Origin of the sequence: Neoroseomonas eburnea (genome assembly GCF_018129005.1) — a bacterium.
GTDB classification, from domain to species: Bacteria; Pseudomonadota; Alphaproteobacteria; order Acetobacterales; family Acetobacteraceae; genus Neoroseomonas; species Neoroseomonas eburnea.
Genome location: NZ_JAAEDL010000006.1, coordinates 184710 through 197826, shown reverse-complemented (window position 1 = coordinate 197826; position 13117 = coordinate 184710). Strand labels below are relative to the sequence as shown.

Sequence of the window (13117 nt, the reverse complement as noted above, 5' to 3'; positions counted from 1 at the left end):
CATGGCCGGACGCTTCTTCGGCTGGCGCGTCGTGGCGGCGAGCTTCGGCCTGGCGATGTTCGCCTACGGCACCGGCATCTACGGCGTCGGCGTGTGGCTGCACGCGATCGTCGATCAACGCGGCTGGTCGCCGGCCTTCGTCTCGGCCGCCATCACCCTGCACTTCCTGACCAGCGCCGCGATCGTTTCCCATCTGCCGCGGCTTTACGGCCGGTTCGGCGAATCCGCGGTGACAAGGGCCGGCCTGCTCGCCTGGGCGCTCGGCTGCGCCGCCTGGGCCATCGCCGATGCGCCATGGCGGCTGTTGGCGGCGGCCCTCGTGACCGGCGCGGCGCTCTCGGTCACCGGGGGACCGGCGATCAACGCGCTGATCGCACCGTGGTTCGACCGGCGCCGTCCCGCAGCGCTCGCCATGGCCTATAACGGCGCATCGGTCGGCGGCATGGTTTTCGTCCCGCTCTGGGCAGGCCTGATCGGGCTGCTCGGCTTCGCGCAGGCGGCGCTGATCGTCGGCGTGTCCGGCCTGGTCCTGCTCTGGCCCCTGGCAGGCCGGTACTTCGGCCGGACGCCCGGGGATCTCGGGCTCTTTCCCGATGGCGCGCCGGGCCCGCCGGCGCCGCGCCCCGCGCCGCAGCCGGCCGGGCCGCTGTGGCGCCAGCCGCGCTTCCGCAGCCTGTCCGGCGCCGTCGGCCTCGGCACCTGCGCGCAGGTCGGCCTCTTCGCGCATCTCTTCTCGGTCATGGTCCCGACGCTCGGACCGCGAGGCGCGAGCCTCGCGCTCAGCGCCGCGACGGTCTGCGCCATCCTCAGCAGGACCGCGGTGGGATGGCTGCTCACCCCGGGGATGGATCGGCGCCGTGTCGCCCAGGCGAACCTCGCCGCCCAGGCGGGGGGCAGCCTGGCTCTCCTGCTGTCGGACGAAGGCTCCGCGATCCTCATCGTCGTCGGCTGCCTGCTCTTCGGCCTCGGCATCGGCAACCTGCTCTCCCTCCCGCCGCTCATCGTCCAGGCCGAATGGCCCCCGGCGCAGGTCATCGCCGTGGTGGCGGCCAATGCCGCCGTCTACCAGACCTTCTTCGCCGCCGCCTCCGGCCTTTTCGGCCTGGCGCGCGGCGCGCTCGGCGACTGGGCGGTGGCGGCGCTGGCCCTCGCGCTGCAACTCGCCGCCGCCCTGCTGGTGACACGCCGAGGCTGAACGCCTGGACGACTTGCGGGAGCCGGGCGAGCATCCGGCGACACCCGGAGAGGACGCGCCATGCTCGACAACCCGCCGCTGCTCACGATCCACCGCGGCCACCCCCGGCCGGACCCCGCGCTGGTCGCGGCCTTCCGCGGCGCGCAGACCTCCCACCTCGCGGATGCCATGGACGGGCGCGGGGCGCTCGACTACCGGATCAAGCCGATGGACCCTGAGAACGCGGTCTTCGCCGGCCCGGCGCTGACCGCCTTCGCCTATCCGGCCGACATCGTCGGCGTCTACGGGGCGCTGGCGGAAGCCGAGCCCGGCGACGTCATCATCGTCGCCAACGACGCCTACACGACCACGGCCGTGATCGGCGACATCGTCGCCGGCATGATGAAGAACAAGGGCGTCGCCGCCTTTGTCACCGATGGCCTGGCCCGCGACAGGGCCGGCATCGTCGCCGCCGGCCTGCCGGTCTTCGCCGCCGGGATCATGCCGGCTTCTCCCGCCGCCAACGGCCCGGGCGTGGTCGGCGCGCCGGTCACGCTCGGCGGGCAGCATGTCCGCCCCGGGGACATCATCGTGGGCGACGCCGATGGCGTGGTGGTCGTGCCCCTCGACCGCGCGGAGGCGGTGCTGGAACGCCTTGCCGCCGTGCGCGCGGCGGAGGCCAAGGCGGTCGCCCAGGTCGAAGCGGGCGGCACTGCCACCGACCGCATCCGCCACTTCGTCAGCGCCGCCCGGATCATCGGCCCGTGAGCGGGTCCCACAGCGGCATGCCGAGCACCGCCGCGGCCAGGATGAGCGCATAGCCGGCGCGGCGGAAAGTGGTCTCGCTGGCCAGACCGAACAGCGCCGCCCCGCCCCACAGCCCCGCCGCGTAGGAGGGCCCGGCGGCGAGGGCGAGCCAGGCGCTGTCCCACCCGAACAGGCCGCGCCAGGCGAAGGCCGCGGCCACCGCCGCGGTCAGGATGGCGAAGTACAGGTTCATGTTCGCCCGCACCATCACCGCCGGGGCGGCACGCCCGAGCCACCAGGCCGCCGGCGCGACGCCGCCGAGCATCGCCGTCCCGCTCATCACCCCGCCGACCGCGCCGACGCCGAGCGTCATCGGCACCGAGCCTTCCCCCCGGTAGCGCCAGCCCGAGGCGAGCACCGCGACCGCCAGCAATACCAGCCCGGTCAGCCCCCAGCGCAGCGCCACCGGATCGGCGCTGGCGAGGATCAGCGCGCCGAACGGCACGGCGCAGATGGCGCCGACGGCCATGACCGCGACCTCCCGCCGTTCGGCGTACCGCAACGCGCCGGGCAGGAAGACCAGGCAGGAGACGCATTCGAGCAGCGCGAGCACCGGCACCGCCGCGCGCGGGCCGACCGCGGCCGAGGCGAGCGGCACGAAGACCAGCGCCGCGCCGAAGCCCGAAAAGCCGCGCGACAGCCCGCCCGCCAAGGCCGCCGCGACGATGCCGAGAATCGCACCCCAGGTCGGCAGCGCGTCGAGCAGAAACTCCATAACCCCCACCTTCCGCCCCGGCGGGACGCGCATCCGGGCCAGCCTCAGGGCTGGCGCCGCACCAGATCGTATTTCGCCATCCACATCAGGCCGCGCACCGCTCGTCCCGCCTCCGCCGCGGGCGCCGGGCCGGCGAGTTCGGCGGCCGTCGCCGACCCCTGCGCGAGGCGCGCCAGCATGGCCGTCAGCGTCGGCATGCTTGGCAGCAGGCTGCCGCGGCTCACCGTGCCGGGAGCCCCGGCCCGCGCGGCCAGCAACTGCGGCCCGGCCCCAGGCGCGAGGACGAAGCGCGTCTCCGGCGTGAGAGTGGCCGTCGGGTAGCCGGCGAAGGCGCGCAGCGGGTCGGGCCGCAGCGGCACCGGCTCCCGCCCCGGCCGGGGCGGCGCCTGCTCGGCGCCCTCCGCGCGCACCTTCGCCAGGGCGTCGAACAGCCGGAGGTACTGCGGGATGACCGCCGCCCAGTCATAGGTGGCGCGGGCATGGGCGCGGGCTGCCGCGCCCATCGCGCGGCGGCGCTCCGCATTGCCGATCAGGGTGGCGAAGGCCTCGGCTGCGGCGCGGACGTCCATCGCGACGCCGAGCGAGGCGCCCACCAGGTAGTTGCCGTAGCCGTCCATGCCGGCGGCGTAGCGCAGGGCGAGGTCGGCGCCGGAGCCGCCCATCACCGTCGGCACGCGGAAGCCATGCACGCCATGGCCGACCGTGTCGCGGAAACCGTCCCAGTCGGTCACCACGACCGGCAGCCCCGCCGCCATCGCCTCCACCGGGGCGAGGCCGAAGGTTTCCTGGATGTTGTCGATCGGCAGGGTGAAGAGGTCGGCCGCGGCCCAGATCTCGCGCCGCGCCGGATCGGCCGTGGCGTCGACGTGATGCACGGTGACCGAGGGGCAGAGCGCCGCCGCGCCTTCGAGGAAGATGGTCCGGTCGCGCGGGGCCTCGAAATAGCCGGCGAGGATGAGGTGCACGCGTTGCGCGGCGCCCCGCGCCGCCTCCTCGAGCGCGAGGTACATCGGCCCGGGCGTGAACTTCGTCGCCAGGCTCAGCCGCCCCATGACCAGGACCGCGACCTCCTCCACGCCGATGCCGAGCGATTCGCGCCAGCGCGCGCGTGCGCCTTCCGACTGATCGTAGGCCGCGGTGTCCACGCCGAGCGGGATGATCGGCAAGGCGGGGCCGACGACCTCCGTCGCGCCGAATCGCTGCCCCAGATAGGCGGCGTGCTCCTCCAGCAGGCGGCGGACCATGCCCTGCACGGCACGGGAGGTGCAGACCAGCGCATCCCAGGGCTGCAGCGGCGCGACCAGCAGATCGCCGATCGCATCCATGGTGCGGTCGGTCGCCGTGGTGTGCGTCACGCCGCAGAGGCTGAAGGCATTCTGCCGATGGCGTCGCCGCCACCAGGCGTAGGACGCCATGCCCGCGCCGGGCAGGAAGATGGTGCCGGCGCCGTCGAAGCGGTCCGGCGCATCGAAGCCGTGGGCGCTCGCCGCGAGACCGGGCGCGAGCTCGGCGACATGGCGGGCAAAGGCGGCCCCATGTTCCGGCGACTGCACCAGGGCGCGCAGCTCGGCAATGTCGCCATGGCGGAGGAGGCCGCGCAGGAACTCCTCCCCGGCGACGCGCCGGCCGAGCATCGGCCCGCCCGCCGTGGTGAACCCATCCGGGTGGTAGAGCAGGGCAGCACGGCGCATGGCGATCCGGGTCGGGCGGGTAGGTGGAGGAAGCTGGCGTGCCGGCCGGCGGCTGTAAAGCGCGCCGGGGCAGCGGTTGTCCGCCCGGCGCGATCGGGTTATGCGGGCCGATCATGCACTCCGCCGCAAATCGCCCGCCCGCGGAAGCGCCGGCGGTGTCGTCGAGCGCCCCCCTTGCCGAGGGACCGCTCCCCGCGCTGCGGGCCCGCATCGCGGCGGGCAGCATCGCCCCCGACCCGGCGCAGGAACTGGCAGCGGAGAAGCTGCAGGACCTCTGGCGCCGCACCCGCGGCTACGACCCCAAGGCCGAACCGCCCGAGACCGGCGGCTTCCTCGGCCGCTTCTTCCGCCGCAAGCCGGTGGACGAGGCGCCGAACGGCGCCCCGCTCGGCCTCTACCTGGTCGGCGAGGTCGGGCGCGGGAAGTCCATGCTCATGGACCTCTTCTTCGCCAGCGCAGACGTCTCCCGGAAGCGACGCCTGCACTTCCACCAGTTCATGCAGCAGGCGCACCGGCGCATCCATGAATGGAAGAAGCAGCACGGCGACACCGCGGACCCCATCCCGCCGCTCGCCGATTCGATCGTCTCCGAGGCGGCGCTGCTCTGCTTCGACGAGTTCCAGGTGCACGACATCGCCGATGCGATGATCCTCGGCCGGCTGTTCGAGGCGCTGTTCGCCCGCGGCGTGGTGATCGTCGCGACCTCGAACACCGCGCCCGACGACCTGTTCCGGGGCAAGCCGGGGCGCGACGCCTTCCTGCCCTTCATCCAGCTCATCAAGAAGCGGATCGAGGTGCTGGTCCTCGAATCGGCGCGCGACTACCGGCGCGAGCGCATCCGCGGCCTGCCGACCTGGCACGTGCCGCCCGATGGCCGCGCCGAACGCGCGCTGGACGCGGCCTTCGCGGAGCTGACCGGCGACACGCCGGCCGCGCCGACGAAGCTGACCCTGCTTGGCCGCGCGATGGAGGTGCCGCAGGCCGCCCGCGGCGTGGCGCGCTTCGGGTTCGACGAGATCTGCGGCAGGCCGCTCGGCCCGGCCGACTACCTGGCCGTCGCGACGCATTTCCACACGATCGTGCTGGACGGCATCCCGCGCCTCGGCCCCGAGAACTTCGACAAGGCGCGCCGCTTCATCACCCTGGTCGACGCGCTCTACGAGCACCGCTGCAAGCTGGTGGCGAGCGCCGAGGACCACCCGGATCGCCTCTACGAGCGGGGCGAGAACGCTGCGATGTTCGAGCGCACCGCCTCGCGCCTGGTCGAGATGCAGAGCCAGGACTATCTGGCGCTCGCGCATCTCACCTGAGAGAGCGTTTGAGAATGCTGCCCCGGGCCGCATCCGCGGCCCGCGGCTTCGCGGCGGACAAGGGCGCGTCGGCGGCAACCGGCGGTCTCGACACGGCCGCGCCGTGCGCTCCCGGCCCGGTGCAGGTCATCGGGCCGCCATTGGAGCTGCGAGAACTCAGGCGCTCGCCTTCGCCCGGAACTGGTCGAAGGCCTCGACCGCCTGGGCCGCGTACATCACCGAAGGGCCGGCGCCCATGTAGATCGCCATGCCCATGGTCTCCATCACCTCCTCTCGCGTCGCGCCGAGCTTTACGGCGGCCTCGGCGTGGTAGGCGATGCAGGGCGCGCAGCGCGTCGCGACCGAGATGCCGAGAGCGATGAGCTCCTTGGTCTTGGTGTCGAGCGCCCTGGCCTCCAGCGCCGCGCGGGCGACCGCGGAAAAACCCTTCATCACATCGGCCGCGCCACCGCGCAGTTCCTTCAGCGGCCCCGAGAGTCCGGTGGCGAGGGCGGGCCAGTCCTGATGCATCACGATCTCCGGATCCATTCCATGCGTTGTCGCTGAAGAACAGCGCAGCCCTGGCCGGCAGGCTTTGAGGGAGGTCAACGCAGGCACCGGCCGCTGCCGCGGCGGGTTCCCCCGGCGATCCGGGGCTTCCCGGCACGGGGCTTGCTGGGTTAGAGTTAATGAAATATCGCGCAACGAAACGAGAGGTAGGCTCATGCGGATCCTGGCCATGGCCCTGATCGCCCTTGCAACCTTGGCGTGGACCGCGCCCGTGGATGCGCGGAGCCGGACGCAGCAGGCCCAGGCGCAGACCCGCACGGCAGCCGCCCCTCAAACCACGCGCGCCGCCGCCACGCGGAGGTCGGAAGTGCCCCAGCGCCAGGCCCGCGCTGCCCAGCCGACGCGGCAGGCCGCCGCGCGGGGCGGGTCGCGCGGCAGCCGCCAGGTCGCCGCCCGCACCAGCGGCCGCCAGGTTGCCGGCCGCAGCGGCGGCCGGTCCCAGCAGGCCACGGCCGACTGCACCCGCGGCGCACGCTGCGCCCCGCGCGCCGTCTCCTGGCAGGCGGGCCTCGCGCCGGCGACCAACATGCAGGCGCAATCCTGCCCCGTGGGCACCATGGCGACGCTGGCGCGCGGGCATTCCGACGTGGTGCGCTGCCTGCCGCTCTGACCCTCCCCTTGTCGGATCGCCGCCTTCCGGCGGGCCGCCTTGCCGCAGCGCGGGCTGCGGAGTAGGTAGCGGCGGCTTTCCGCACTGCACCTGCACCAAGGACGCATCATGGCCCGCAAGAAGATCGCGCTGATCGGCGCCGGCAACATCGGCGGCACCCTCGCCCACCTGATCGGCCTGAAGGAACTCGGCGACGTCGTCATGTTCGACGTCTTCCCGGGTGTGGCCGCCGGCAAGGCGCTCGACATCATGCAGTCCGGGCCGGTCGACGGCTTCGACAGCCACATGGTCGGCACGGGCGACTACTCCGCCATCGCGGGCTCGGACGTCGTCATCATCACCGCCGGCTTCCCGCGCATGCCGGGCATGAGCCGAGACGACCTCGTCTCCAAGAACGCCGGCGTGATCGCGCAGGTGGCCGAGGGCGTGAAGACGCATTGCCCCAATGCCTTCGTCATCGTCATCACCAACCCGCTCGACGCGATGGTGTGGGTGTTCCGCGAGAAGTCGGGCCTGCCGGCGAACAAGGTGGTCGGCATGGCGGGCGTGCTGGATTCCAGCCGCTTCCGCCTGTTCCTCGCGCAGGAATTCAACGTCTCGGTCGAGGACGTGACGGCCTTCGTGCTGGGCGGCCATGGCGACACCATGGTGCCGCTGACCCGCTATTCCACCGTCGCCGGCATCCCGGTGCCGGATCTCGTGAAGATGGGCTGGACCACGCAGGAGAAGATCGACGCGATCGTGACCCGCACCGCCAATGGCGGCGGCGAGATCGTGAAGCTGCTCGAGAAGGGCTCCGCCTTCTATGCCCCGGCGGCCTCGGCGATCGCGATGGCCGAGGCCTACCTCAAGGACAAGAAGCGCGTGCTGCCCTGCGCCGCCTGGCTCGACGGCCAGTACGGCATCGACGGCCTCTATGTCGGCGTGCCGGTGGTGATCGGCGCCGGCGGCGTGGAGCGGATCGTCGAGATCGAGCTCAACGCGGCGGAAAAGGCGGCCTTCGACAAGTCCTGCGGCGCCGTCCGCGAACTGATCGACGCCTCCAAGAAGCTGGTGGGCTGACCCACCCGGGCCCGGCGGCGACGCCGGGCCCTTTTCCTGTCAGGCCAAGGGGATCCCCCGGGATGAACATCCACGAATACCAGGCGAAGGAACTGCTGCGCCGCTATGGCGTTGCGGTGCTCGACGGCCATGTGGCCTGGACCGCCGACGAGGCGGTGGCCGCGGCGAAGCAGCTTCCCGGCCCCGTCTATGTCGTGAAATCGCAGATCCATGCCGGCGGCCGCGGCGCCGGGCGCTTCAAGGAAGACCCGAACGGCAAGGGCGGCGTGCGCGTCGTCAAGTCGATCGAGGACGTGAAGGCCGCCGCCGAGGCGATGATCGGCAAGACGCTGGTCACCAAGCAGACCGGCGAGCACGGCAAGGTCGTCTCCCGCGTCTATGTCGAGGACGGCTGCGACATCAAGCGCGAGCTCTACCTCGGCCTTCTGGTCGATCGCGCGACCTCGCGCCTGACCATCATGGCCTCGACCGAAGGCGGCATGGAGATCGAGGAGGTCGCCGAGCACCACCCCGAGAAGATCCTCAAGGTCGCGGTCGATCCGGCCTCGGGCATTTCCGGCTTCCATTGCCGCAAGCTGGCCTTCGGGCTCGGCCTGCAGGGCAAGCAGGTGGCCTCCTTCACCAAGTTCGTGACGGCGCTCTACGGCGCCTTCAACGAGCTCGACTGCGGCATCGTCGAGATCAACCCGCTGGTGGTCACCGGCGCGGGCGAGATCGTCGCGCTCGACGCCAAGGTGTCCTTCGACGACAGCGCGCTGTTCCGCCACAAGGACCTGGAAGAGCTGCGCGACGACAGCGAGATGGATCCGAAGGAACTCGACGCGGTCAAGAACGACCTGAACTACGTCGCGCTCGACGGCGAGATCGGCTGCATGGTGAACGGCGCCGGCCTCGCCATGGCGACGATGGACATCATCAAGCTCTACGGCTCCTCGCCGGCGAACTTCCTCGATGTCGGCGGCACCGCGAATGCCGCGCGCGTGACCGAGGCGTTCCGCATCATCACCTCCGACGCCAATGTGAAGGCCATCCTGGTCAACATCTTCGGCGGCATCGCCAAGTGCGACATGATCGCGGAAGGCATCGTGGCGGCAACCAAGACGCTGCACCTCAAGGTGCCGCTGGTGGTGCGGCTCGAGGGCACGAACGTGGATCTCGGCAAGAAGATCCTGGCCGAGTCCGGCCTTGCCATCATCCCCGCCGACAACCTGGCCGACGCCGCCCAGAAGGTGGTGGCCGCGGTGAAGGGAGCCTGAGCCATGGCCGTTCTGGTCGATACCAACACCCGCGTCATGACCCAGGGCTTCACCGGCGCCCAGGGCACCTTCCACGCCAGCCAGGGCATCGCCTACGGCTCGACCTATGTCGGCGGCACGACGCCCGGCAAGGGCGGCACGATGCACCCGGAACTGAACCTGCCGGTCTTCGACACGGTCGCCGAGTGCGTCGCGAAGACCCAGGCGAATGCCTCGGTGATCTACGTCCCCGCGCCCTTCGCGGCGGATGCGATCCTGGAAGCGATCGACGCCGAGCTGCCGCTGATCATCTGCATCACCGAGGGCATTCCGGTGCTCGACATGGTGAAGGTGAAGCGTGCGCTGTCGGGATCGAAGTCGATCCTGGTCGGGCCGAACTGCCCGGGCGTGATCACGCCGGAGGCCTGCAAGATCGGCATCATGCCGGGCCACATCCACAAGCGTGGTTCGGTCGGCGTCGTCTCGCGGTCGGGCACCCTGACCTATGAGGCGGTGGCGCAGACCACGGCAGCCGGCCTCGGCCAGTCCACCTGCGTCGGCATCGGCGGCGACCCGGTGAAGGGGATGGACTTCATCGACGTCCTCGAGCTCTTCCTCAAGGACGACGAGACCAAGTCGATCGTCATGATCGGCGAGATCGGCGGTCAGTCCGAGATCCTCGCGGCCGAATACCTGAAGGCCGAGAATTTCGGCCCGGGCAAGCCGAACAAGCCGGTGGTGGGTTTCATCGCCGGCGCGACCGCCCCTCCGGGCCGCCGCATGGGCCATGCCGGCGCGGTGATCTCGGGCGGCAAGGACACGGCGGCAGCCAAGATGGAGGCCATGGCCGCGGCCGGCATCCATGTCGCGGACAGCCCGGCGGCGCTGGGTTCGACCATGGTGAAGGCCCTCAAGGGCTGAGCAGCCTTGCAGGGTGAAAACCCTGCCACAAATGGGCCATGCGCCCTATGTTAAGCGGCGCCGCCGCACCCTTGAGGCAGGGGCGGCGGCGACCCGCAGCAAGTAGCAACCGAACGTGACCCCCGGCGGCGCCGCCCGCCGGCACGGAGAGAACCGATGGCCGGAGTTGACGTCCTCGCAACCGCGATGACCGGCGCGAATGCCGCGTATCTCGCGGACCTCTACGCCCGCTGGGCAGAGAAGCCCGACAGCGTCGATCCCTCCATGGCCGAGCTCTTCGCCGCGCTGAACGACGAAGCGCGCGCCGTGCTGACCGACGCGACCGGCGCTTCCTGGGCCCCTCGGGTCCGCGGCGCCTTCGGCCCGGAGCCCGAGAAGCCGGCCCCCGCCAAGGGCGCCGCAGCGGCCGACCCGGAAGCGACGCGTCGCGCCGTGCTCGACAGCCTGCGCGCGCTGATGCTCATCCGCTCCTACCGCGTGCGCGGGCACCTGGAGGCACAGCTCGACCCGCTCGGCCTGACCAAGCCCAAGCCGCACCCGGAGCTCGATCCCAAGACCTACGGATTCACCGACGCCGACCTCGACCGGCCGATCTTCCTCGACATGGTGCTCGGGAAGGAAACGGCGACTCTGCGCGAGATCATCGCGATCTGCCGCGCATCCTACTGCGGGTCGATCGGCGTCGAGTTCATGCACATCCAGGATCCGGAGCAGAAGGCCTGGATCCAGCGCCGCATCGAAGGCGCGCCCTGGCTCGGCGCCTTCGACCCCGCGGCGAAGAAGCAGATCCTGCAGGAGCTCACCGAGGCCGAAGGCTTCGAATCCTTCTGCGCGCGCAAGTATGTCGGCACCAAGCGCTTCGGCCTGGAGGGCGGCGAATCGACCATCCCGGCGCTGGAAGCCGTCATCGAGACGGCGGCGAAGGGCGGTGTGCAGGAGATCGCGATCGGCATGGCCCATCGCGGCCGGCTGAACGTGCTGGTGAACGTCGTCAAGAAGCCCTTCGTGCAGGTCTTCTCCGAGTTCAAGGGCGTCGGCGCGAACCCCGACGACGTGCAGGGCTCGGGCGACGTGAAGTATCACCTCGGCACCTCGGTCGATGTCGAGATCGCCGGGCGGATGGTCCACCTCTCCCTGCAGCCCAACCCTTCGCACCTGGAAGCGGTCAACCCGGTGGTCGCCGGCAAGGTGCGCGCGCGCCAGGACATGGCGGGCGACACCAAGTCGCGCCGCTCGGTCATGGGCATCCTGCTGCATGGCGATGCCGCCTTCGCCGGCCAGGGCGTGGTCTATGAGACGCTGGCGATGAGCCAGCTCATCGGCTACCGCACCGGCGGCACCATCCACATCATCACCAACAACCAGATCGGCTTCACCACCGTGCCGGTGCATGCCTATTCGGGCCTCTACTGCACTGACGTGGCGAAGAGCATCCAGGCGCCGATCCTGCACGTGAACGGCGACGACCCCGAGGCCGTCGTATTCTGCGCCAGGATGGCGGCGGAATATCGCATGCAGTTCGGCGCCGACATCGTGCTCGACATCGTCTGCTACCGCCGCCACGGCCACAACGAAGGCGACGAGCCGGCCTTCACCCAGCCGATCATGTACAACCGCATCAAGGAGATGCGCACCACGCGCACGCTCTATGCGGAGAAGCTCGCGCGGGAGGGCAGCCTCACGGCGGAGGCATCGAAGGCGATGCTCGACGCCTTCAACGCGCAGCTCGAGGACGCCTACCAGGCCGCCCAGTCCTTCAAGCCGAACAAGGCCGACTGGCTGGAAGGCCACTGGACCGGCCTCAAGACCGCCACCGCGGGCGAGGAAGTGGAGAAGCTCCACGAGACCGCCGTCGCGCTCGATACGCTGCGCGAGGTCGGCAACGCCCTCGCCCGCGTGCCCGAGGGCTTCGGCGTGAACCCCAAGATCGCCCGCCAGCTCGAGGCCAAGAAGCAGTCCATCGACTCCGGCGAAGGCATCGACTGGGCGACCGGCGAGGCGCTGGCCTTCGGCACGCTGCTGCTCGAAGGCCATCGCGTCCGCCTGTCGGGCGAGGACGTGCAGCGCGGCACCTTCAGCCACCGCCACGCCTACCTGATCGACCAGGTCACCCAGGCCGAATACGTGCCACTGAACAACATCCGCGAGGGCCAGCCGAAGTTCGAGGCGTTCAACTCGCTGCTCGCCGAATTCGGCGTGCTCGGCTACGACTACGGCTATTCGCTCGCGGACCCTCATACGCTGGTGCTGTGGGAAGCCCAGTTCGGCGACTTCGCGAACGGCGCGCAGGTCATCATCGACCAGTTCATCGCCTCGGGTGAGACCAAGTGGCTGCGCATGTCGGGCCTGGTGATGCTGCTGCCGCACGGCTACGAGGGCCAGGGGCCGGAGCATTCCTCCGCCCGGCTCGAGCGCTACCTGCAGCTCTGCGCCGAGCGCAACATGCGGGTCTGCAACTTCACGACGCCGGCCAACTACTTCCATGCGCTGCGCCGCCAGATCAAGGCGAACTACCGCAAGCCGATGGTGCTGATGACGCCGAAGTCGCTGCTGCGGCACAAGCTCGCGGTCAGCAGCCTGGCCGATTTCGGCCCCGGCAGCGCCTTCCGCTACGTGATCCCCGAGATCGACGCGATCGCGCCGGAGGAGAAGGTGAAGCGCGTCGTGCTGTGCACCGGCAAGGTCTACTACGACCTGCTGCAGGAACGCCGCGACAAGGGCATCGACGACGTCGCCATCGTGCGCGTCGAGCAGATGTACCCCTTCCCGGCCAACAGCCTGGCCAAGGCGCTGGCGCCCTACAAGAACGCCGACGTGGTGTGGTGCCAGGAGGAACCCGAGAACATGGGCGCCTGGACCTTCATGGACCGGCGCATCGAGAAGGTGCTGAAGGCTCTCGACATCAAGGCGAAGCGGCCCGACTACGTGGGCCGCGAAGAAGCGGCGAGCCCGGCCACGGGCCTCGCCAGGATCCACCAGCAGCAGCAGGAAGCCCTGGTGCGCGCGGCCCTCGGGCTGTGACGGCGCGCCGGGCAGACAACGG

General features: G+C 70.9%; 11 protein-coding genes. 8 read left to right on the top strand and 3 right to left on the bottom strand.

Annotated elements, in window-relative coordinates:
- Window position 1 precedes the first annotated feature (1 nt).
- Together GXW74_RS08440 and GXW74_RS08435 are read left to right on the top strand one after the other, a co-directional pair.
- A complete protein-coding gene (locus GXW74_RS08440; protein ID WP_211846037.1) occupies window positions 2-1195 on the top strand; it encodes an MFS transporter in 1194 nt (397 codons plus the stop codon).
- A gap of 60 nt (window positions 1196-1255) precedes the next feature.
- Window positions 1256-1942, top strand: a complete 687-nt coding sequence (locus tag GXW74_RS08435) for an RraA family protein (RefSeq protein WP_211846036.1) — start codon at window positions 1256-1258, stop codon at window positions 1940-1942.
- Here GXW74_RS08435 and GXW74_RS08430 read toward each other — a convergent pair.
- Together GXW74_RS08430 and GXW74_RS08425 are read right to left on the bottom strand one after the other, a co-directional pair.
- A complete protein-coding gene (locus GXW74_RS08430; RefSeq protein ID WP_211846035.1) occupies window positions 1929-2696 on the bottom strand; it encodes a sulfite exporter TauE/SafE family protein in 768 nt (255 codons plus the stop codon). The two genes, GXW74_RS08435 and GXW74_RS08430, sit on opposite strands and share 14 nt — an antisense overlap.
- A 44-nt stretch (window positions 2697-2740) precedes the next feature.
- Complete coding sequence (locus tag GXW74_RS08425) at window positions 2741-4387, bottom strand: glycosyltransferase family 4 protein (protein WP_211846034.1); 1647 nt, start codon at window positions 4385-4387, stop codon at window positions 2741-2743.
- A 113-nt stretch (window positions 4388-4500) separates the two neighbouring features.
- Between GXW74_RS08425 and zapE the strand changes: the two genes are divergently transcribed.
- Window positions 4501-5697: a cell division protein ZapE gene (gene zapE, locus GXW74_RS08420; protein WP_211846033.1), complete on the top strand. Its 1197-nt coding sequence runs from the start codon at window positions 4501-4503 to the stop codon at window positions 5695-5697.
- 156 nt (window positions 5698-5853) lie between these two features.
- Here the strand turns inward: zapE and GXW74_RS08415 are convergent, their stop codons facing one another.
- A complete protein-coding gene (locus tag GXW74_RS08415) occupies window positions 5854-6207 on the bottom strand; it encodes a carboxymuconolactone decarboxylase family protein (RefSeq protein WP_211846032.1) in 354 nt (117 codons plus the stop codon).
- 346 nt (window positions 6208-6553) lie between these two features.
- Between GXW74_RS08415 and GXW74_RS08410 the strand changes: the two genes are divergently transcribed.
- From GXW74_RS08410 to GXW74_RS08390, 5 genes are all read left to right on the top strand, one after another.
- Window positions 6554-6856: a hypothetical protein gene (locus tag GXW74_RS08410; protein ID WP_211846031.1), complete on the top strand. Its 303-nt coding sequence runs from the start codon at window positions 6554-6556 to the stop codon at window positions 6854-6856.
- Window positions 6857-6964: 108 nt separating this feature from the next.
- Window positions 6965-7918, top strand: coding sequence for a malate dehydrogenase (gene mdh, locus GXW74_RS08405; RefSeq protein ID WP_211846030.1), 954 nt, complete (start codon window positions 6965-6967; stop codon window positions 7916-7918).
- Between the two features lie 62 nt (window positions 7919-7980).
- Window positions 7981-9174 (top strand): ADP-forming succinate--CoA ligase subunit beta, encoded by a 1194-nt coding sequence (gene sucC / locus GXW74_RS08400; RefSeq protein WP_211846029.1) that lies wholly within the window; start codon window positions 7981-7983, stop codon window positions 9172-9174.
- Between the two features lie 3 nt (window positions 9175-9177).
- A complete protein-coding gene (gene sucD, locus GXW74_RS08395; protein ID WP_211846028.1) occupies window positions 9178-10074 on the top strand; it encodes a succinate--CoA ligase subunit alpha in 897 nt (298 codons plus the stop codon).
- 156 nt (window positions 10075-10230) lie between these two features.
- A complete protein-coding gene (locus GXW74_RS08390) occupies window positions 10231-13095 on the top strand; it encodes a 2-oxoglutarate dehydrogenase E1 component (protein ID WP_211846027.1) in 2865 nt (954 codons plus the stop codon).
- The last annotated feature ends 22 nt before the right edge of the window (window positions 13096-13117 follow it).